The sequence below is a fragment of the Methylomonas sp. LW13 genome, assembly GCF_016865255.1.
Taxonomy (GTDB): domain Bacteria; phylum Pseudomonadota; class Gammaproteobacteria; order Methylococcales; family Methylomonadaceae; genus Methylomonas.
Map to the genome: position 1 here is coordinate 2,467,648 of NZ_CP033381.1, position 19,267 is coordinate 2,486,914.

Sequence of the window (19,267 nt, forward strand, 5' to 3'; positions counted from 1 at the left end):
CACTCGCGCCTCAGCTTCGCGTCGGTTGGACTCAGTGACGAATGCCCGCTTTCAGGTTTCGGAATTCACAGCTTTCCGGCGATGAATCTGAAGCGGTGACGGTATATGTCGCCATCCCAAACTTTTCCAGTCAGAGAAGGAGCGAATTTACCTTTTACGCAAGCCTCCTCTGGGTTGAGGGGTAAGCAGGGAAGTTATTTTTTAGTAATATCCATGGCGATCTGTTGTATTCGGTCCACCACATTTGACTTGCCGACTTGACCAACCAGGCCTGCGCGGCGGAGTTTTTCGAACACATTCGGTCTTGCGCCGCACAGGATCAGACGGGTTTTATGCCGTTTACAATTATCCAGCAAATCCCACAGCGATTGCAGGCCGGTTGCGTCGATGAAAGGCACTTTTTCCAGGCGCAAGACCAGAATTTCGGTATGGCCGTGAATCACTTCCAGCGCGGATTCCAATCTTGCTGCCGCGCCAAAAAAGAAAGGTCCTTCCATGGCAAAAACCACGGTATTGGCTGGCAGCGCAAAATCCGCGTCATCGAGCTCTTCCATGACGGCGTCGTGCGCTTGCCGTTCTATACCCACGGCTTCCGACATGCGTTTCATGAATAACAGCGCCGCCAGCATCACGCCGATATTGACGGCGATGACCAAATCGCTGAACACAGTGAGCAAAAAGGTAATCAGCAGCACCGCCACATCCGACTTCGGCGCCGTTCTGAGCATGTGGCCGAAACGGTGCAACTCACTCATGTTGTAGGCTACGACAAACAAAATGGCGGCCAACGCGCTTAGCGGAATCAACGACGCATAAGGGGCCAGCAACATGACGATGCCGATCAAGGTCAAGGTATGCACAATCCCAGCCAGTGGACTGTTGGCGCCATTGCGCACATTGGTCGCCGTGCGGGCAATCGCCCCGGTAGAGGCAAAGCCGCCGAACAACGGAGAGCATATGTTCGCAATCCCTTGACCGATCAATTCCTGATTGGCGTCATGTTTGGTGCCGGCCATGCTGTCGGCGACCACGGCGGACAGCAGCGACTCAATCGCGCCCAGCAAAGCAATCGTAAAAGCCGGTCCGATTAATTGCAGCACCTCCGATACCGACATTGCCGGCAGTTGAAATTGCGGCAACTGCTGCGGAATGCCGCCAAAGGCGCTGCCTATCGTCGCCACGCCGTCCCATTGCAATTGCCACTGCGTGCAGGTGGCAATCAACATGGCGACCAGCGGGGCGGGAATACGTTTCAGAATCCGGCCGGAAATCAGCAACACCGCCAAGGTCAAGCCACCTAACAAGGTGGTTTCAAGGTGCAGCCCAGGAAACGCCTGTGCCAACGCCCAAAATTTTTCATGAAAATTCTCGGCGCCGGCTGCGGGGCTCAAACCAAAAAAGTCTTTCCATTGCCCCACAAAAATGATGACCCCGATACCGCTGGTAAAGCCGACGATGACCGGATCGGGTATATATTTGATGACGCCGCCCAACTTGGTAAGCCCCATAAGCAATAATATGATGCCGGCCATCAAGGAAGCTATTTGCAAGCCGCCGATGCCGTATTTGCCGGTAATGCCGGCTAGAATCACGATAAAGGCGCCGGTTGGCCCCGCTATCTGCACGCGGCTGCCGCCAAACAAGGATGTCAGCCCACCGGCCACGATGGCCGTGTATAGCCCCTGCTCAGGTTTGGCGCCGGAGGCTATCGCAAAGGCCATGGCCAGAGGCAGCGCCACTACGCCGACAATCACGCCGGCCAACAGGTTATTCAGCCAATGCGCTCTGGACAATAAACCCGCGCGACTGGCTTCAAGAATTGCAATCATTGGAAAAATTTTAAATGTTTATCGATGGGACCCATGATAGCACCCGGGTTGTAGCGATTGCCGCAGGAAACAAGTCATGACAACCGAATCGATCATAGCCGCTTGAAAACATTGTGCAGTCTGGTTGGGTACACATCGCGTAACTTGTGTCAGTCGCCACCATGATGACCCTCTATGGATGCGCGAGCGTACCCTGCATCACAAGCCAAATCATGGTCGGAATACAGCCGGGTTGATGCCATTGGCCGGCACATACTCAATGGCTCAAATAGGCCGACTGCCGGAAACTAAAAAGTCCGCTTCGTAGAAGCGCAACCCGAAAAACGATGTTTGGACTTGTGGCCGCTTTGGAGCAAGATAAATGACGGGTGCGGGTCGATGACCGCCGATACCCAGGAGAGTTTGACGGAAATAAGTGGCGAAACGGCGATAACCTCCTTGTTATCGCCGATCTGATGGCTTTATACCTCGGCGCTATTCAACCAAAGATCGTGCTTGTTGCACAGGCTCAAGGCGTAAACGGTACCGCTGTATCCTGCCAGGCTGAATTCGGAAATGGCGACCGGGTCTTTGCTGGGATCGAACATCCGCTCATTCAGGAATTTATAGTCTTTATCCAGCAATACGTGTTTGACGATGTAATGTTCATAGCCTTTCATTTCGTGCGGGGTGGTGATTTTGACGGTGGTTTTATCGTCGGCTTTAACGACTTCAATCACCGGCAAATGCGTCGCGGCTTTGCCGGCCCAGCGGCCTTGCGCATCCTTGGTGTAAAACACATCGCCCGGCGGTGTAGGTTGTTTGCCGGCTTCCGCGGCTTGGGCCAGACTGGGGGCAATGGCGCTGATCGCCGCACCGGCGGCACTCAATCGAATAAAATCGCGACGTTCCATGAAAATTCCTTGTGATGGTTTAAAAATTGTCGACTACCGAGTTAAGCCCGTATGGCTTGCTCGGCAGCGTGTGTTGAACCGGTTCTTTATTCTGCCTATGCAGAAGAAGCGTTCGCAACGGCTCCGGCTCGCTTGACCGCGCGACGCATCGAAATGTATCACGATTTGCTGGATCTACGTCCATGGGTTCTTACGTTAGCTTATATTTATTACGCCGGTCCTTTTTACCCGTTCGGGCTGAGCTCTTCGAAGCCCAGGCTGGCGGCAGGTCAATGAGGCATTTAACAGCGGAAATTCAAGAGGATGTTCAGTATCGATAAGCCGCGCCAGCGGACATGAAGAGCTGATTGCTGTCAGCTATCGCCGCTGTTCGAAAAAGTCGGCTTTTTTGTTGCCAACAATGCCAAGCAGTAAACCGGCAAGTCAAATAGAATGGCTATTTCTGCAATATCAAATCAGAGGGCAGGCTATGGATCACGATTTTTGGCATCAGCGTTGGCAACAGAACCAAATCGGTTTTCACAAGCATGAGTTCAACCCCATTTTGCAAACGCATTGGCCGCGCTTGTCTATCCCCAAAAAAGCGCGGGTGTTTGTCCCGCTGTGCGGCAAGAGCAAGGACTTACTCTGGCTATTGGCTATGGGCTATCAGGTGGTGGGGGTGGAATTAAGTCCGCTGGCTGTCGAGTCGTTTTTCGCCGATAACAATTTGCAACCAACGGTGCGGCGCCAGGGCGATTTTTGGGTCAGCGAGGTGGACGGTTTGCAGATTTTCTGCGGGGATTTTTTTGCATTGCAAGCTGCCGACGTCGGTGAGTTTGATGCGGTTTACGATAGGGCGGCGCTGGTGGCTTTGCCGCCGGATATGCGCATTGATTACGTGATGAAATTGTCCTCGCTGTTACCCGCCAACGTGCAAATGTTGCTGATAGCATTCGATTATCCGCAACACGAAATGCCGGGGCCGCCGTTTAGCGTCCAAGCCGACGAGGTTGAGCGTTTGTACAGTCACTGGTGTGAAATCGAATTGCTGACCAGTGACGACGCCTTAGCGACCGAGCTGCATTTTAAAGAGCGCGGCTTAACTAAAATGGTGGAGCAAACCTATAAACTGTTGGTTCGGTGATAACAGAAGTACCGAATTGCCAGTCGCATAGCATTAACCCGGCGCTTAAATACCGTTTGGTGTGTCGATAGGCGCATCCGCTTGGGTTTCGACGCGCGCAATCCGCACGAAACACCAGTGATAAACAGCCCGGGTTGATCCTCTTTTGAATTTTTTGGAATCGTCGTTCCGGCGAGGAGCGGAGTCCCTTTAAGCCCTTGGGCTCCAATACTCAATGGAGCGGCAGCATTTAGGGCGTCGGTTTATCAAAGCGGGAGACTGTTGCAGAATCGGTGTGTCACGTTTCATTTTTGTTTCATCCTACTGTGTGTTGTTTCAATGTTTCATAATGAAACGTATTTTGCACCTCTAAATAGCTGATTGGCCCTTACCTACCTTGATTAATCGGAGAAATCACGTTTGGCACGCAAATTGATATAGAAATATTATTGATTAATGATATTTGTGAAGTGCGTATGTTTTTCGGTCAACTCTCAGAAACTGATACCTCAAGATACAACCATCCGCCGCTAGGCGGTCGTCGCCAAGATACGATGGCGATCAAAAACAGCGTTTCTGCGCTTTTGGTTTCTAACTGCCTAAGACAGGTGCCGAATTCAAAACCGAACTACACTACAAATAAAGAGGGATTGCCGGCCACTGCTAGCCAATATTGCCGAGCTATTCGGCAAACGTTGTTTTCCCTGAGTAAGCCGCACAAGGCCGATTTACCCGCAAGCATTTCCATGGCTCTAAACAAAGAGGTGGCTATGACAGATACTACCCATCCCGCCTTACCGAAATCCGGCTTGCTACGCTGGGAAATAGCCGCAGCGCTATTGATAAAAGTGATTCTACTTACAGGCCTCTGGTTTCTGATTTTCCGCTGGCAAGAGCGCCCAGTTTCTAAACCGGACATCGCCGCACACTTTGCCTTGCCCGCTGCACCTGTCCACATCAATTCCGATTTTTCCTCACAACCCACCCAGGAGTCTCGCCATGTTCGGTGACGATATAGTCATGCTGTCGCGCATGCAGTTCGGGCTAACCGCGCTGTATCATTTTCTCTTCGTGCCCTTGACCCTGGGCATGACCTTTATCCTCGGCATCATGGAGTCGGTGTATGTCATGACTGGCAAGGAAGTCTATAAGGACATGGTCAAATTTTGGGGCAAGCTGTTTGGAATCAACTTTGCCATGGGTGTCACCACCGGATTGACGCTAGAGTTTCAGTTCGGCACCAACTGGGCTTACTACTCGCATTACGTCGGCGACATCTTCGGGCCCTTATTGGCTGCGGAAGGTTGGATGGCGTTCTTTCTGGAATCGACCTTTGTGGGTCTGTTTTTCTTCGGTTGGGATCGGTTGAGCCGGGTGCAGCATTTGGTGGTGACGTGGCTGCTGGCAGTGGGCACCAGTCTGTCGGCGTTATGGATATTAATCGCCAACGGCTGGATGCAATACCCGGTCGGGGCTGAGTTTAACTACGAAACTCTACGTATGGAGATGACCAGCTTCGCTGACGTGTTCTTTAACCCAGTGGCCCAGGTCAAATTCGTACATACCGTCGCGGCTGGTTACGTGACGGGTTCCATGTTCGTGCTGGGCGTCAGTTCCTGGTACTTGCTCAACAAGCGCGATATTGGTTTTGCCAGGCGCTCATTTTCCATCGCGTCAGCTTTTGGCTTGGCCTCTATCTTATCGGTCATCGTCTTGGGCGACGAAAGCGGCTACACCTCCGGCGAAACTCAAAAAATGAAGCTGGCGGCTATCGAAGCAGAATGGGATACCCACCCGGCCCCGGCAGGATTTACCGTGTTCGGTTTGCCGGATCAGGACAATCAGAAAACCGATATGGCGTTGAAAGTCCCTTACGTTCTGGGTTTGATCGCTACCCGCTCCATCGATGAAGACGTCAAAGGTCTTAAAGATTTGCGTGAAGAGAGCGTGCTACGGATCGAAAGCGGCATGGTGGCTTACGACAATCTGCAAAAACTGCGCGCCGGCGACAACAGCCCCAGCGTCAAACAGCATTTTGATGACCACAAGGCGGACCTGGGTTACGGCTTATTGCTGAAAAAATACACCGATAAGGTCACCGATGCTGATGCAGCCACCATCCAAAAAGCCGCCAACGACACGATTCCCAAAGTCGCGCCGCTATTCTGGACCTTCCGGATCATGGTGGCTTGCGGCTTTATCATGCTGTTCATCTTTGCGATGACCTTTTATTACTGCGCCACTCGAGTAGCCGATCAAAAACGCTGGCTGTTGCGGATGGCGGTCTGGTGCATCCCGTTACCCTGGATTGCCGCCGAGACCGGTTGGTTCGTTGCCGAAGTCGGTCGCCAACCGTGGACGATCTCCGGTGTGTTGCCTACCCACATGAGCGTTTCCAGCCTCAGCGCCGGGCAATTGTGGTTCAGTATCGGCGGTTTTGCCTTGTTCTACACGATATTGCTGATTATCGAGATGTATCTGATGTTGAAGTACGTGCGCCTCGGACCCAGCAGCTTGCATACCGGACGTTATTGTCTCGAACAGCAACCCGCCTAACCCCTTTGTCAACAGGAGTTCATTATGTTTGATTATGAAACCATCCGCCTGATTTGGTGGGTCTTTATCGGTGTCGTCGGCATTGCCTTCGCATTGACCGAGGGTTTTGATTTCGGAGTTGGCACCTTGCTGCCGTTTATCGGTCAATCCGACGTGGAACGCCGGGTGATCATCAACACCGTCGGTGCCACTTGGGAAGGAAATCAGGTGTGGCTGGTGCTGTTGGGAGGGGCGATATTCGCGATTTGGCCAGCGGTGTATGCCACGTTGTTTTCAGGGCTGTATGCGGCGATGCTGTTGGTATTGTTTTCCTTGTTTTTTCGTCCGGCCGCGTTTGATTACCGCAGCAAGATCGAAGACCCGCGCTGGCGCAACAGTTGGGATTGGAGCCTGTTTATTGGCAGCAGCTTACCGCCGGTACTGCTCGGCGTATTGGTAGGCAATTTGATTCTGGGCCTGCCGTTTCATTTCGACCAAGATCTGCGCGCGTTTTACGACGGGTCGTTCTGGGCATTGTTGAGTCCGTTTGCTTTGTTGTGTGGATTTACCGGCCTGTTACTAACTACTTTCCATGGTGCGTTGTTTTTGAAATGGCGGAGTGAGGGCCTTATTCATGCTCGCGCTACAAATACCGTTAGTGCCTTGGGGCCGATGCTGCTGTTTGCATTAACTGCGCTCACCGTTTGGGTGTTCGTGGGGATTGATCGCCCGGAAATCACGCAAATGGCGGCTACCGATGCACCGTCCAACCCCCTGCATAAAACCGTCGTCGCCCATGGCGCAAGCTGGTTGCAACATTTCATGACCTATCCCTGGATGTGGCTGGCACCGCTGACCGCATTTGCGGGTATAGCGCTGGCTTGGTTGTTAGGCAAGGGCGAATCCAGGATGGGGGCATTCGTACTCAGTAGCCTAGGCATTACCGGTGTGGCGCTGACGGTTGGTTTTGGTTTGTTTCCCTTCCTGTTGATTTCCTCAACCGCTCCCGGCTCTAGTCTGACTTTATGGGACGGAACCTCCAGCCATAACACCTTATTGCTGGGGTTTTGGATCACCATCATCTTTCTGCCCATCGTGCTGCTCTACACCCGTTTTGTGTACCGGGTGATGTGGGGCAGCGTGACCGAAGCGGCTGTGCTTAAAGACAGTCACACACTTTATTAAGGAGACACATCATGTGGTATTTCGCTTGGATACTCGGCGTCGGTTTCGCGGCGTCCTTCGCCATCATCAACGCCATGTGGTTGGAGTCGGTGTGCGACATCGACCATCACGGCATCGATCAATCGTGCGAGAGCTTGGCGCAACGTAGCAAAGAGAGGTTGTCATGACCACCGAACGTATCGTCCGTATTGTCGCCGGCTTGTTTGTGTTGCTGTCGCTGAGTCTCGGCGTTGAAGGCAGCCCCTTATTTCAGTCTAGCAATTGGCTTTGGTTTACCGCATTTGTCGGGGCCAATTTGTTTCAAAGCGGTTTTACCCGATTCTGCCCGCTGGAAATGATTCTTAAAAAATTGGGCATCAAAGAAAGCTGCCAATAACAGCGGCAAAAGAATAATTATCTATCAATTTGGAGTAGTCTCATGGCAAAAATCGTAATCGTAGGCGCGGGCATCGGCGGTATCCCGATGGCATTGGAAATGAAAGAAAACGCTCGGAAAGAAGACGAGGTAGTGGTGATCGCCGATACGCCGACCTTTCACTTCGTCCCGTCCAACCCTTGGGTGGCGGTCAACTGGCGCAAGCCGGAAGATATCAAGGTCGAATTGGCACCGATGTTCAAGAAAAAGAAGATCGGCTTCATTCAACAAAAAGTCACCCGTTTTCACCCGGAAAACAATCAAGTGGAATTGGCCGATGGCTCGCAAGTCGATTACGATTTTTTAGTGATCGCCACCGGACCGAAACTGGCCTTTGACGAGGTGCCGGGTTTGGGGCCCAACGGCCATACCCAATCGGTGTGCCACGTCGATCATGCCGGCGAGTCCGGTGAATTTTGGGACAAGTTTGTCGAAGATCCGGGTCCGATTATCGTCGGTGCCGCCCAAGGGGCGTCTTGCTTTGGCCCGGCTTACGAATATATGTTCATCGCCGAAACCGACCTGCGGCAACGTAAAATCCGCGATAAGGTGAAAATGACCTATGTCACCTCGGAACCCTACATCGGCCATTTGGGCTTAGGCGGCGTGGGCGATACCAAAGGGATGCTGGAAGCCGAGATGCGGAACAAACATATCAATTGGATTTGCAATGCCAAAATCGACAAGATCGAAGCCGGCATGATGTATGTCACCGAAGTGGATGAAAACGGTCAGGAGAAAAAGAAACACGAGTTACCGTTCAAACACAGTATGATTCTGCCGGCTTTTAAAGGTGTCGATGCCTTGACCGGTATTGACAAGCTTGTGAATCCCCGCGGTTTTGTCATTGTTGACGAGAATCAACGTAATCCCACGTATAAGAATGTCTACTCCATTGGGGTTTGCATCGCCATTCCACCGCTTGAGCAAACTCCAGTGCCGACCGGCACGCCTAAGACCGGTTACATGATCGAGTCGATGGTTACTGCTACGGCTCATAACATACGGGCAGAACTGGATGGCAAGCAGCCTAAAGAAAAAGGTACCTGGAATGCACTATGTCTGGCGGACTTTGGCGATTCTGGCGTCGCTTTCCTGGCCATGCCGCAAATTCCGCCGCGTAACGTGCAGTGGGCTTCAAGTGGTAAATGGGTGCATTTGGCTAAAATTGGTTATGAAAAATACTTCATGCGTAAAGTTCGCAAGGGTATTAGCGAGCCTTACTATGAAAAACTGACCTTAAAAATGTTTGGCATTATGCGGTTGAAAGGCTGACACTGGTTTGCGCCGCGCTGATAGGGAATGACAAACGCAACAGTGCCGTTGGCCAACCAAGGGCGCTATGCGTCTAGACTTCCCTATCAATCCATTTGCCCTAATTGCATGCAGATTACTCAATGATACATCGAACTTTATGGCGGTTAGTTTTCGTGCTGATGCTGGTTTTGGAGACGGCCTTGGCCGATACCGAACCCAGTCAATATAGCCTGCAACAAGCCATTGACACCGCGCTGGCGAACAATCCCGAGCTGGGCATCATGCAAGCGCGTATTGAACAGGCCAATGCCCAGTTGGGCGAATCCTTGGCCAGTTTTTACCCGCAAATCAAAGCCAGTTTGTCGTATCAGCACAGCGATAATCCGGCGCAGGCCTTTGCGATGATCATTGCCCAGCGCCGGCTCAGCTTTGCCGGCAACGACTTCAATCATCCCGGCGGTGTCGATAACTATCGGCCGCAAGTGACAGCGACGTATTCGTTGTTTCGCGGTGGACAGGACTACTACCGCAAACAGGCGGCGGAACTGGGTATCGAAACCTCGGAACTGGAAAAAGCCGCAACCCGCAATCAGTTGGTGAATAACGTCACCGCGGCCTATTACGGGGAGTTGGCGGCGATGGAAGCCCACGAGATTAGTCGGCGCTCCATTACAGCAGTGCAAAGCGAGTTGGATCAGTCACGGATTCGCTTTGATGCCGGCACGGTATTAAAGTCCGATGTATTGTCCTTGGAAGTACAATTGGCCGAAGCCAAGGATGCGGAAATACAAGCTGCAAACGCCATCGAGCTGGCGCAGAGTATGTTGAAAACCTTGCTGGGCTTACCCGTTAACGCACCTTTTACCATCGATACAACTCGGCAAGCCGCATTACCGGCCAGTCCGGCGGTTTTCGACGAATTACTGAATCAGGCGCTGAGCAACCATCCGGAACTGCAAGCTGCGCAGAAGCGTGTGGCGATGGCCGAACGTCAGCTTGATGTCGCGCAAGCCGCGCACCTACCGCGCGCTGACGCCTTTGTCAGTTATGGTTCCGACAGCAAAGATCTGGCGTTCAGCAGCAACCGCGATAACGTCACTGCCGGGGTAATGGTGGAAGTGGATGTGTTTTCCGGTTTTGCGACGCAAGAAAAAATCAAGAAAGCCGAGCACGAACTGACGGCCGCCCAAGAGGCAGCCAGGCAGACCCGTTTGCGCATCGAGCAACAGCTGAAATCTGCCCAAATCAAACTACAAGACGCGCTAAGCCGCGCCGAAGTTAGCGCCGTTGCGGTTAAGGCCGCGGAAGAAGCCCTGCGTTTAGTCAATGAACAGCGCCAAGCCGGCGTCGTGACGGTGACCCGTTACATCGAAGCAGAAGTGGCGCGCGATAAGGCGCATACCCGACAAATCACTGCACGTTTCGATGCCTTGCGGGCCGAAGCGGAATTGAAACAAGCCACCGGTTACTGGCAATAAAGGAGTCACGATGACCGAACATTTTTCTGAATCACATGCGCCGAGATGGCTGATCCCTGCGGCAGCAATCACGGCGTTGTTGCTGGTGATTTTATTTGCCCTGGGCATTTTGGGCGGCGAGGATAAGACCGAACCCGGCAATACCAATCTGCCTGAGAGCAGTATACCCGCCGGCGCACAGACCTTAAAAGTAGGCACACAGACGGCGGAGAACGATTTGTCTTGGCAGGGCGTGGTCAAATCCCGCTTGGCGGCGAAAATTGCCCCGAAATTAAATGCGCGCATTCTGGAAATAGTCGTGAATCCGGGCGACAAAGTCAAAAAAGGCCAAGTCATCGCCCGTCTCGATGATCGCGATCTGCGGGCGGCGTACAGTGCCGCCAGCGCGGGGCAGGCGGCGGCTCAAGCCCAGGCGGCCCATGCCAATGCCGAAGAAAAACGCATTACCGATCTATACAATAAGCAAGCGGCCACCCGCCAAAACTACGAAGCAGTGCTGGCGCAAGCGCAAAGTGCCAGAGCCATGGCCAATCAAGCGGCCAGTTCCGCGCAACAGAGTAAAGTGATGCTCGGTGAAAACGTACTCTACGCGCCTTTCGACGGAGTAGTGGGTGAGCGTTTGCAAGAGCCGGGCGACATGGGCTTGCCCAATCAAGCGATCGTCACCTTGCACAAACCCGACGACTTGCGTTTGGAGGTAGCCATTGCCAGCCACTGTGCCGCAGCCATCAAGTTAGGCATGGAAGTAAAAGTGCGCTTCGATACGCCGCAGCAAACGCTAGCGGCGACGGTAGACGAAATAGCGCCGGAAATCGATCCGCAAACCCGCACCCTGGCAGTAAAAGTTAAATTACCTACCATGTCTGGTTTGCAACACGGCCAGTTCGGTTGGCTGGAGCTGGCTTGTGCCAGCGCACAACAAGCCGTGATGATCCCGTCTGCAGCTATTTTGCATTACGGGCAGTTGCAAGCCGTCAAAGTGTTGGACGGACAAAGACTGCTTACCCGACATATCCGCACCGGCAAACAGTATGGCGACCAGGTCGAAATACTCTCCGGACTGCGCGCAGGCGAAACCATTTTGAGTAACGCTGGGTTGGGGCAATGAGCGAAGTGAACAAAACCATGGAAGCGAAAAAGGACAGCCTGACGGTTGCCATCGTCCGCTTATTCACCACCTCGCATTTATCGCTGCTGTTTTTATTGATTTCCCTGTTGGCAGGTGCGGCGGCGCTGACTTTGACGCCACGCGAGGAAGATCCGCAAATCATCGTGCCGGTGATGGATGTGTTTGTGCATTATCCGGGAGCCAGCAGCGAAGAAGTGGAAAAGCGCGTGACTACGCCGCTGGAAGTATTGCTCAAGCAAATCCAGGGGGTGGAATACGTCTATTCGGCCTCCCGGCCCGGCGAAGCACTGGTGACGGTGCGCTATCGGGTGGGCGAGAGTATCGAAGACAGTTTGATCAAAACCCGCGATAAGCTGCAAGCCAATCTGGACGTCATCCCCCCCGGTGTCAACGATTGGGTCGTCAAGCCGGTGGAAATTGATGACGTGCCGATCTTGTTGCTGAGCTTATCGATGCCCAAGGCTGACGAGGACATTATGGCGGTACGCCGCATTGCCGAGGAACTGATCGAGCGCTTACGCGCCATCGACGACGTCGGTAAAAGTTGGGTCATCGGCGCAGCGCCACGGCAGATTTCGGTGTATCCCGATCCGGCCAAATTACAAGCGAGTGGCCTCAGCTTGCCGGAGTTGCATCAGGCTTTGGCGCAGAGCAATGTCAATCTGTCGGCCGGACATGTCAATCAGCACAACAAGGAAATTCTGCTGGAAGCCGGGCCTTACTATGAAACATCTGAGCAGCTCGGGGCCACGGTCCTGAAGAATGTGGACGGCCGGTTGGTGTACTTGCGCGATGTGGCGCAGATCGTCGATGGCCCGCAAGACACCGACTATTACACCCGCATCGGCTTCGGTCCCGGTGTGGAGCAAATGCAGACGGTAGGGCACAAAGGCGGTTCTCTACCGATGGTCGGCGAAGAACGGCAAATGGCTACAATCGCCATTGCCAAAAGGCGCGGCAGCAACGCCGTCGGCGTGGCCGAACAAGTGTTGGAACTGACCGAGCAATTGCACGGCACGCTGATTCCGGATGAAGTGCTGGTCACGGTCACCCGCAATTACGGCGAAACCGCCGATCACAAGGTCAACGAGTTGGTGATGCATCTGAGCATCGCGATTCTGACCATTATTGTTCTATTGGCGTTGGCGCTGGGTTTTAAAGAATCGCTGATCGTGTCGTTGGCGGTGCCGATGACCTTCGCGATTACCTTGCTCTGCGATTTGATCTTTGGTTACACCATCAATCGGGTAACGCTGTTTGCGTTGATTCTGTCTTTGGGTTTGCTGGTCGATGACCCGATTGTCGATGTCGAGAACATCCATCGCCACTACAAAATGCGCAAAGAGCCACCGTTACAAGCCTTGCTGACTGCGGTGAACGAAATTCGTCCTCCGACCATCCTGGCCACCTTCGCGGTGATCATGTCGTTCGTGCCGATGTTTTTTATTACCGGCATGATGGGACCGTATATGGCGCCGATGGCCTTTAACGTGCCGATAGCCATGTTAATGTCCTTGCTGATCGCCTTCACGGTGACGCCTTGGGCTAGTTATAAATTGTTAAAGGGCGATTACGGTAAAGATCATGGACCGGAATTTCGCTTACAGGAATCCCGCGGTTTCAAGCTGTATCAAGCCATTATGGCGCCGCTGCTGCAGCATAAAGCCAAAGCCTTGTGGTTTTTGCTGGCGGTGTTCGTGGCATTTGTCCTGTCCACTATGATGGCCGTGACCCGAGTCGTACCGTTGAAACTGCTGCCGTTTGATAATAAAAACGAGCTGCAATTGGTGATCGACATGCCGCGTGGTTCGTCTTTGGAAGCCACCAATGAAGTTGCCACGGCCCTGGGTCAATATCTGGCCACGGTAAACGAAGTTAGTAGTTATCAAATCTATGTCGGTCTGGCATCGCCCATGGATTTTAATGGCTTGGTGCGGCATTACTATTTGCGCCAGGGCGCCTATGTCGGCGACATACGTATCATCCTGGTGGATAAAACCCGCCGCGCCCAACAATCCCATGCTATTGCGCTTAGGATGCGTCCGGATATAGAACGCATCGGCCAAAAATACGGCGCGAATCTTAAAATCGTAGAAATGCCACCAGGGCCACCGGTGCTGTCTAGTGTGGTCGCGGAAATTTACGGGCCGCCGGAAGCCGGTTATCAGGACTTGGTGAAGGTGTCCAAACAAGTCCGTGAACATTTGCAAACGACCGAGGGTGTGGTGGATGTGGACGATTACGTGCAAGCCCCGCAAGACCAATGGCAATTTGTGTTAAACCAGGACAAAGCAGCGCTATTGGGTATTAGTAATCAGCAGGTGGCCAGCAGTCTGAAGTTGGCGGTAGAAGGTGGCGTAGCCGGCACTTTGCATATCGCCAGCGAACGCCAGCCCTTGCTGATCACACTGCAATACCCCAGAGCGGCGCGTTCTTCCGAGGCTGATTTGTTAAACCTATCGGTGAAGTCTGCAAAAGGCGATTTGATCCGCTTAAGCGAGATCGGGCGGTTCAGCCACGAGCTAGCGGATCAAACCATCTACCATAAAAACTTGCGCCAGGTGTCGTATGTGCTAGCTGAAATGGCCGGCCGCAGTCCGGTGGAAGCGGTGTGGGATCTGCAAGACGCCTTGGAACAGCAACCGCTACCAGCCGGATACAGCGCGGAAATGGCCGGGGAGGGCGAATGGAAAATCACCGTCGATGTATTCCGCGACTTGGGCTTAGCGTTCGCGGCGGCGATGGTGATGATTTATATCCTACTGGTCGGGCAGACCGGTTCTTTGGGTGTGCCGCTGATCATGATGATCGCTATTCCCCTGACGGTAATCGGCATCATGCCGGGTTTCTGGTTTATCAACCTGTTTGCGGCGGATGTGGGCCAATATGCCGATCCGGTGTATTTCACCGCCACGGCCATGATCGGCATGATCGCCTTGGCGGGTATCGTGGTGCGCAACTCCATCATCCTGATTGATTTTATCGAGAACATCTATCGCGGCAATCCGGATATTAGTTTGGCCGATGCCATCATCGAAGCCGGCGCCACCCGGTTGAACCCGATCTTTTTGACGGCGGCTTCGGCAGTGTTGGGCTCGGTGATGATCGTCCTCGATCCCATCTTTTCGGGCCTGGCCTGGAGCTTTATCTTCGGGATTATCGCCTCGACCTTGTTTTCTTTGGTGGTGATTCCCTTGGTGTATTTCTTGATCAACCGCGACATGCCCAAGCAAGTGCCAGTGGAAGACTAGCGTCTTAGCGCCCGCGATGGCAATTCAGCGGGCGCGGTAACTAGCGTTTTTGTATACTCGTTACCCATCCCTTAGCGTTGAGGCCTCCTTTATGAAACAATCAAACCGCGTTTGCTACTTACTTTCTGTGTTGGGATTATTGACGTGTGTGTCGCCACTGCTGCAAGCCGACGGGACCGCCAGCACATTCTCGCGCGAATTGTTAATGACCAAGCCGATAACTTTACCCAGCAAAGACGTCGAGAGCCATGTACTGCGGGTGCGCTTCCCCAAGGGGTATAAAACCCCCTTGCATACCCACGAAGGGCCCGGCCCAAGATATGTGGTGATGGGAAAACTGAAGGTTGTGGATGACGGCCAGACCAAAGTCTATAGCCAAGGCGAAGTGTTCTGGGAAACCGGCGCGGAAATGACCGTGGAAAATGTCGGTAAAGGCGAGGCGGAAATTATTATATTCGAGCTTGCGGCGGCTAAGTCGGCTAAGCATTGAGGCCTTAAGGAACCTCTGAAAAAAAACATTTTGAGAGGCAGTCACTGTCAAAGTGAGTCAAAAATTTCAATATTCGACCGTTTTATTATCAAAAAAGTGGTTTTTCATCGCAAACCCGCCCGTTTTCGGGCTTATTTTCAAATTTCGGACGCAATCAGGCTCCGGCGTTCATAAGCGTCACCGCGCAGCACATTGGCTATCGCCGTCAGGAAGGCCAAACACGCCGCATTTTTAGCCAAACCGCGATAACGTTCGCGAGCGTCCAACACCGACATGATCACGGATGACGTGTGAATCGCCTGGTGGTACTCTAAGTTAACTGTTATTTGGATGTAAGCCATGATCATAGATTATCGAAATATCATCACACTGGAACCAGGCAAACGCGGCGGGAAGCCCTGTGTCCGGGGGCTGCGGATTACCGTTTACGATGTCTTGTCTTGGTTAGCCGATGGCATGTCCGAGGATGAAATATTGGAGGATTATCCGGAACTGGAAACCAGCGACATTCGTGCCTGCTTGGCTTTTGCCGCAGATCGTGAGCGTAATGTATCCGCCATTGTTTGATGAAACTGTTATTAGACGAAAATCTATCCCGTCGGGCGGTGGAGTTTTTGCTGGATGCCTTTCCAGAAACGACACAAATAGCGTTGTTGGGTATGGAAAACGCCGATGATTTAACCGTTTGGCGTTACGCAAAGTCCAACGGCTTTGTCATTGTCACCAAAGACGCGGACTTTTTTGAGCTTTCGAATTTACTTGGTCAACCACCAAAAATTATCTGGCTAAAAACCGACAATCAATCCAAAGCGGCAACCATTAACTGCTTATTAGCCAATCAGAACGCTATACAAGCGGCATTGGTTGACGAAGACAAAGCCTGTATCGAAATTTATCGATAACAGCGAAATTCATATATCGCAAAGGGCGGTAGGCTGGGCAGAGCAACACGAAGCCCTGCAAATGTTTTGAAACGCTAGAGCTGATTCGTTGCAACGGTTCATTGGGTGAGAAAACTCATCAGCGAAATATTCAAAATCAATTTCCCTGCACCCCAAAATTCAACAAACCCTCGGCAAAATATCGTCCAGATTCAACACGTCCGTATCCGTTAATTCAATCAAATTGAAATTGTGCTTCTGATAAATGGCGAGTTTTTCCTGTTTTCGGGCTTGGTATTTGGCGTCGTTTTCGTAGCCTGGAAACACACGTGGATTGACTTTGCAGGCCAAAGATCGCCCGAAATTACCGTTTGAGTTAATGCGTACCAGCCTGGGCTTCGACCAGCCCAAATCACATACCAATGATAAGAACCCGGTTCAGTAAAAGCATAAATGAGCCTGAACAGCAGGGAAGCGGATGACGTATCTAAGACCTTAGCCCAATAGACAAAACTTAGGACTTACGTACACTTGACAAGCTTTGGAATGCGAAACTTTGTATCAACTTTTATAGACTATGGCGCTGCAGATTTTGGAAACCGATAGATTAATCTTGGTTGCTGACCGGGAGGTCTCGTCCTTTAAAGGTATCAATCGGGTCAGAGAGTGTCTGCAAGCCAACGTGGAATATGTTGCCAGTCGGGATGAGTTGGCTGGCTGGATCGTAGACAATAAGGCGAATTTAACCAGCAAAAATATTGCCTTTGTGATGGTGTTTGACCCGGACGTGGTCGAAATATCGCCGTCCGGTTCCGAGTTGGGCTTATTACTGGAATACCCGCGGATTTGCATTACCCGCTCAAGCGATCTCTCAACGACCTTGCGTTCGATAAAAACCGGTTTGTTTGATTTTATTGAAAAGCCTTTCAGTCTGGAGCAGATCCGGAAATGCCTTGAACTGGCGTTTTTTGAATATGAGTTCGCGACCACTATCAACAATCAATTCCGTAATCTGACCAAACGCGAAATTGAAACCTGCGAGTTGGTGGTACTGGGTCACACCAACAAGGAAATATCCGAAAAACTGGATATTTCCGTAAAAACCGTCAAAGTGCATCGTGCTAATTTGATGCGCAAAACCAACGCCAAAACGGTTACGGATCTTCTGAGGTTGCACGATACCTTCAAGTCAAATACTCGCCAAGGACCGACTGATTTGGTTACTATCCCGCCGCTAAAAATATTGAACACCCAACAAAGCAACAAGCGTGAGAAACGCCAAAAATCCCCGGCTTAGCCCCCATTGCTACCCAACAAACCCTTTTCGGCCAGCAATAACCGCAAGGCATAGCCAAATTTGAGACGCTCGTGACTGAATTTACAATTTTTCCAACGGTTGGGTCGATTGCGCAAAAACAACTTTTGCGCGCGACGTTAAATATGACTATTCGTTCGGTCTCGCAGTTGATAGACCAGCATAACGTCAGCAGCGTGGTGCTGGAGATCGGCGACGAATATTTTGTATTTTCCGTTGAAGACTTGCTGCGGCATCTGCACGCGGGCGGCAGCAGTGATGCCACCTTGGCTGAATTGACATTACGCAAGATGACCTGCGTTTTCGAAAATGAACGTATTCTGACCGCATTCGAAATCCTTGAAAACAATGGCGACCGGTATCTAGGTGTCGTGGATTCCGCGGAGAGCCTGGTCGGGATATTGACCGATACCGACATTTTATCGGCGGTCGATCCTACCGTTCTGGTGCAAAAGAAAACCATCGGCGAGTTGGTGACCAGAATAGAGCCTGTCACTTTTACCGCAGACTGGATTTTGGACGATGTGCTGAACCATCTGCAAAAAATGGAGGACTCCATCATTGTGGTCGAAGCCAAAATACCGATTGGCATCATTACCACCAAGGATATTTTTAAACTGATTTCCGCTGCGGATACCACCGACAGACCGCTCCTGGAGTACATGACGAGTCCGGTCATTACCACCCAGGTCAGTTCAACTATTCAAGACGCGCTCGCGCAGTTAAAAACCTGTCACATCAAACGCTCCATCGTGGTGAATCAGGAAAACCAGTTGGTAGGCGTCGTTACGCAGAGTGAACTGGTGGGATTTGCCTATGGCACCTGGATTGATTTAATCAAACATCATGCCGGTGAACTCAAAGAGCTGGTGGCTATTCTGGACGCCAAGGCCAAGGGCTTTGAAAAATCCTCGTTGACCGATCCCCTCACCGGACTTGGCAATAGACGGATGCTGGATAAAAGGCTGGCAGATGAAATCGGCCGCATGCGGCGTTACGATGCCCCGGCGTTTTCGCTGTTGCTATTGGACATCGATTTCTTCAAACACATTAACGATACACGCGGCCACTTGATCGGCGACGAAATCTTGAAAGCCATCAGTTTGAAACTGATGAGCGTGGTCAGATGCAGCGACGATGCCATTCGTTGGGGCGGGGAAGAATTTGCGATTTTGCTGCCGCATACACTTCTTCAGGATGCCGTCGAGTTTGCAAATCGCTTGCGTACCACGATAGAAGACCATTCCTTCGTCGAGCAGATACAAGTCACTATCAGCATAGGCGTCGGACAGTTTTCCATTACCGAGCACGAAAGCCAATTCCTTGATCGCGTCGACAAGGCGCTATACCTTGCCAAGCATCAAGGCCGCAATCGGGTGGTTGCCGATACCTCGTCTGGTCCGACCCAACATCTTGTCATGCCGATATGAAACGCATAGATAGCTAAGACTGTATTGCGGCTAATTCGCAAGGTCTCGATGGTCCGGTCAAAAGCGGCGATAAT

General features: G+C 52.0%; 19 protein-coding genes. 15 read left to right on the plus strand and 4 right to left on the minus strand.

Translation table 11 applies throughout. The features are described 5' to 3' along the window. Nucleotides 1-194: 194 nt before the first annotated feature. Together JL719_RS11060 and JL719_RS11065 are read right to left on the minus strand one after the other, a co-directional pair. The gene (locus JL719_RS11060; protein WP_033156338.1) at nucleotides 195-1,829 is read right to left on the minus strand and encodes a SulP family inorganic anion transporter; all 1,635 of its coding nucleotides are present in this window, start codon (nucleotides 1,827-1,829) and stop codon (nucleotides 195-197) included. Nucleotides 1,830-2,290: 461 nt separating this feature from the next. Further along, nucleotides 2,291-2,722 (minus strand): desulfoferrodoxin family protein, encoded by a 432-nt coding sequence (locus tag JL719_RS11065; RefSeq protein ID WP_033156337.1) that lies wholly within the window; start codon nucleotides 2,720-2,722, stop codon nucleotides 2,291-2,293. Nucleotides 2,723-3,191: 469 nt separating this feature from the next. On the opposite strand from JL719_RS11065, the gene JL719_RS11070 reads away from it, so the two are divergent. From JL719_RS11070 to JL719_RS11120, 11 genes are all read left to right on the plus strand, one after another. Further along, entirely contained in the window at nucleotides 3,192-3,848 is a 657-nt protein-coding gene (locus JL719_RS11070) for a thiopurine S-methyltransferase (RefSeq protein ID WP_033156460.1), read from the plus strand. A 428-nt stretch (nucleotides 3,849-4,276) separates the two neighbouring features. After that, on the plus strand, nucleotides 4,277-4,837 hold the full coding sequence (gene cydP, locus JL719_RS24035; protein ID WP_225893093.1) for a cytochrome oxidase putative small subunit CydP: 561 nt from the start codon (nucleotides 4,277-4,279) through the stop codon (nucleotides 4,835-4,837). Next, nucleotides 4,827-6,383, plus strand: coding sequence for a cytochrome ubiquinol oxidase subunit I (locus tag JL719_RS11080; protein ID WP_033156336.1), 1,557 nt, complete (start codon nucleotides 4,827-4,829; stop codon nucleotides 6,381-6,383). The genes cydP and JL719_RS11080 overlap by 11 nt, the downstream gene beginning before the upstream one ends. A 24-nt stretch (nucleotides 6,384-6,407) precedes the next feature. Then, a complete protein-coding gene (gene cydB, locus JL719_RS11085; protein ID WP_033156335.1) occupies nucleotides 6,408-7,547 on the plus strand; it encodes a cytochrome d ubiquinol oxidase subunit II in 1,140 nt (379 codons plus the stop codon). 11 nt (nucleotides 7,548-7,558) lie between these two features. Then, a complete protein-coding gene (cydX, locus tag JL719_RS24365) occupies nucleotides 7,559-7,714 on the plus strand; it encodes a cytochrome bd-I oxidase subunit CydX (protein WP_020481307.1) in 156 nt (51 codons plus the stop codon). Further along, nucleotides 7,711-7,923, plus strand: coding sequence for a YgaP family membrane protein (locus tag JL719_RS11095; RefSeq protein ID WP_033156334.1), 213 nt, complete (start codon nucleotides 7,711-7,713; stop codon nucleotides 7,921-7,923). Before cydX ends, JL719_RS11095 begins: the two co-directional genes overlap by 4 nt. Nucleotides 7,924-7,965: 42 nt before the next feature. Continuing rightward, entirely contained in the window at nucleotides 7,966-9,237 is a 1,272-nt protein-coding gene (locus tag JL719_RS11100; RefSeq protein ID WP_033156333.1) for an NAD(P)/FAD-dependent oxidoreductase, read from the plus strand. A gap of 122 nt (nucleotides 9,238-9,359) precedes the next feature. Next, nucleotides 9,360-10,697 (plus strand): TolC family protein, encoded by a 1,338-nt coding sequence (locus JL719_RS11105; RefSeq protein ID WP_033156332.1) that lies wholly within the window; start codon nucleotides 9,360-9,362, stop codon nucleotides 10,695-10,697. Between the two features lie 10 nt (nucleotides 10,698-10,707). After that, a complete protein-coding gene (locus JL719_RS11110; RefSeq protein WP_033156331.1) occupies nucleotides 10,708-11,805 on the plus strand; it encodes an efflux RND transporter periplasmic adaptor subunit in 1,098 nt (365 codons plus the stop codon). Continuing rightward, on the plus strand, nucleotides 11,802-15,077 hold the full coding sequence (locus JL719_RS11115; protein WP_129871386.1) for an efflux RND transporter permease subunit: 3,276 nt from the start codon (nucleotides 11,802-11,804) through the stop codon (nucleotides 15,075-15,077). The genes JL719_RS11110 and JL719_RS11115 overlap by 4 nt, the downstream gene beginning before the upstream one ends. Before the next feature lie 91 nt (nucleotides 15,078-15,168). After that, entirely contained in the window at nucleotides 15,169-15,567 is a 399-nt protein-coding gene (locus JL719_RS11120) for a cupin domain-containing protein (protein ID WP_033156330.1), read from the plus strand. Between the two features lie 137 nt (nucleotides 15,568-15,704). On the opposite strand, the gene JL719_RS24045 is transcribed toward JL719_RS11120, so the two are convergent. Continuing rightward, the gene (locus JL719_RS24045; RefSeq protein ID WP_225893094.1) at nucleotides 15,705-15,908 is read right to left on the minus strand and encodes a hypothetical protein; all 204 of its coding nucleotides are present in this window, start codon (nucleotides 15,906-15,908) and stop codon (nucleotides 15,705-15,707) included. Here JL719_RS24045 and JL719_RS11130 point away from each other — a divergent pair. Beyond that, on the plus strand, nucleotides 15,907-16,134 hold the full coding sequence (locus JL719_RS11130) for a DUF433 domain-containing protein (protein ID WP_033156329.1): 228 nt from the start codon (nucleotides 15,907-15,909) through the stop codon (nucleotides 16,132-16,134). The genes JL719_RS24045 and JL719_RS11130 overlap by 2 nt on opposite strands. Then, the gene (locus JL719_RS11135; protein ID WP_033156328.1) at nucleotides 16,134-16,469 is read left to right on the plus strand and encodes a DUF5615 family PIN-like protein; all 336 of its coding nucleotides are present in this window, start codon (nucleotides 16,134-16,136) and stop codon (nucleotides 16,467-16,469) included. Before JL719_RS11130 ends, JL719_RS11135 begins: the two co-directional genes overlap by 1 nt. 159 nt (nucleotides 16,470-16,628) lie before the next feature. Here JL719_RS11135 and JL719_RS24050 read toward each other — a convergent pair whose 3' ends face one another. After that, nucleotides 16,629-16,859: a hypothetical protein gene (locus JL719_RS24050; RefSeq protein ID WP_225893095.1), complete on the minus strand. Its 231-nt coding sequence runs from the start codon at nucleotides 16,857-16,859 to the stop codon at nucleotides 16,629-16,631. Nucleotides 16,860-17,025: 166 nt separating this feature from the next. Here JL719_RS24050 and JL719_RS11145 point away from each other — a divergent pair, with 166 nt between their 5' ends. Both JL719_RS11145 and JL719_RS11150 read left to right on the plus strand, forming a co-directional pair. Next, nucleotides 17,026-17,745 (plus strand): response regulator transcription factor, encoded by a 720-nt coding sequence (locus JL719_RS11145; protein ID WP_051669884.1) that lies wholly within the window; start codon nucleotides 17,026-17,028, stop codon nucleotides 17,743-17,745. Between the two features lie 71 nt (nucleotides 17,746-17,816). After that, on the plus strand, nucleotides 17,817-19,193 hold the full coding sequence (locus JL719_RS11150) for a GGDEF domain-containing protein (RefSeq protein WP_129871387.1): 1,377 nt from the start codon (nucleotides 17,817-17,819) through the stop codon (nucleotides 19,191-19,193). Nucleotides 19,194-19,267: the final 74 nt, after the last annotated feature.